The sequence below is a fragment of the Cysteiniphilum litorale genome, assembly GCF_003428165.1.
Taxonomy (GTDB): Bacteria; Pseudomonadota; Gammaproteobacteria; order Francisellales; family Francisellaceae; genus Caedibacter; species Caedibacter litoralis.
In genome coordinates this window covers 1-1,856 of record NZ_QLIQ01000113.1, presented here as the reverse complement: position 1 = coordinate 1,856, position 1,856 = coordinate 1, and the positions used below count along the sequence as shown (strand labels likewise).

The following is a 1,856-nucleotide window of genomic DNA, read 5'->3' as shown; positions in this document are numbered from 1 at the left end:
CTCATGGCAGCACATCCTGTCAATAATATCATTGAACCTGTCATTGTCATCGTTAGTGCATTTTTTACAACTGCCCTCATTTTCTCAATCTCCTTTGATAAGTTATAATTTTTTTATTCTTTTTATTCTGAAGTTAATCGCTTAGATGAAGCTGCATCAGGTACAACAACGTCAATATGCGGCGGAACATAATCTGGCATAGGATTGCTGTGATCTGTTCTACCTCCTAGCATTTGCATGTTATTGACCATAATGTCAGTGGCATAACGATCTTGACCCGTTACTTTATCCTGATATTTTGTTGTTCTGATACGACCATCGATATACACAAGGTCACCCTTGTGCAAATACTGTTTCATTGTTTCGGCTAATTTGCCAAACACCACCACCCTATGCCATTGTGTACTATCAATCAGTTGACCCGTCTGTGCATCTTTGTAATCCTCATTGGTAGCAATACTGATATTGGCAACCGCTGTGCCTGATGCTAAATAACGAAGCTCAACAGCGTTTCCCAATCTACCGACTAAAATCACCTTGTTCACCGTGCCACGCGCCATGATTTATCCTGCCATTTGATGGGGTTTAATGAGTTTTTATCGCTTTTGATGTTTTCGATATTTTCGACATTTTTGATGTTTGCAAAATGTAAAATCATCCCCCATACTCACTTATAATACAGGCTTCCTTGCAATAATACCGATACACGCACGACTGTCATTCACATATTTTAAATATGGTGCATCTTCTAAAGTAAAATAATCCGACTGATCTATTTCAAATCCCGCATCAAATAATTTGCCCTCTAAATCCTCTTTGGTAAACACATGTAAATATTTTGGCTGATTGGCTTTAATGACGTCAGGTAAATGATTAGGCACGTAAATACGCATGTCTTCAATTTCACCTGCAAACAGATAGCCCTGTCGCTTTCTTTCTTCATAGGTAGGAATAAAGTCAATAAAATAGGGAAAATATAGTGAGGACATCGTAAGAAACAACCTGCCATCTGGTTTCAACCATTTAAAACATTCAGACAGCGCATACGTAAAATGTTCACCCCGAATAAAATGCAGCACATGTGAAATATGAATTGCATCAAATGTATTAGCTCGAAATTGCGTATGCACGGGAAATTCAGCAATCTCAGCAGAAAAATAAGGTAATTGTTCAACACCAATCTTAGCACGCAAGACATCTATGTGTGCCGCACACAAATCAACAACATGGACTCGTGGTTTTAAATAATCAAGCACAGGCAATACGCTAATGCCATAAGCGCAACCAATATCGAGAACATGAGCACAATCCTTGGCAAAGGCAATATATTCCTTTGAGGTCTGCGATAACTCCGTCATCATAAAGCCTCTATTATTTTTCGTTGGAATCAATCCAGAGACTTCTTGAGTCAAATCCTGTAATCGCTCATCTAACATGAATACCACCGCATCACGCAAGTTTGTAGATAATGATAGCTCGTCATCGTACCTGCCAGACACTCAATAATATATGCTCAAATATATTTAAAATGTATCTTAAAGAAGTTAATTGATATATGTTGTATAAGCTAGTTTATTTACATGCGTTAATGATTTATTCTGCTATGAGCTTACAAATAGAATCTGCTATATAATTCAAAAACCAGATAAATAGTACGCTATATAGCAGGGATTTGGAAAGGTTGGACAGTATGACCGATTACGCAAAGATGCACCAATGTGATACGTTTAAAGGCTACACTAGAGAAGAACTTGATTTGTTGATGTCCAGTGACATGCCTGAATCGGTTAAGATTAAGATTTTAGCAAGTTATAATAAGGCTAAGGATGCACCTGTGTCAGATATCACTAATAAAC

The 1,856-nt window shown here is 37.6% G+C and carries 2 protein-coding genes; both read right to left on the bottom strand.

Annotation, left to right across the window (positions count from 1 at the left end; translation table 11 throughout):
* Positions 1-122: 122 nt before the first annotated feature.
* Positions 123-560, bottom strand: a complete 438-nt coding sequence (locus DNJ75_RS14730) for a single-stranded DNA-binding protein (RefSeq protein ID WP_117004181.1) — start codon at positions 558-560, stop codon at positions 123-125.
* A gap of 111 nt (positions 561-671) precedes the next feature.
* A complete protein-coding gene (locus tag DNJ75_RS14725) occupies positions 672-1,499 on the bottom strand; it encodes a class I SAM-dependent methyltransferase (protein ID WP_157968400.1) in 828 nt (275 codons plus the stop codon).
* Positions 1,500-1,856 lie beyond the last annotated feature (357 nt).

Excerpts from the sequence above, each read along its gene's own strand:
- DNJ75_RS14730 (WP_117004181.1), bottom strand. The coding sequence starts at position 560 with ATGGCGCGTGGCACGGTGAACAAGGTGATTTTAGTCGGTAGATTGGGA.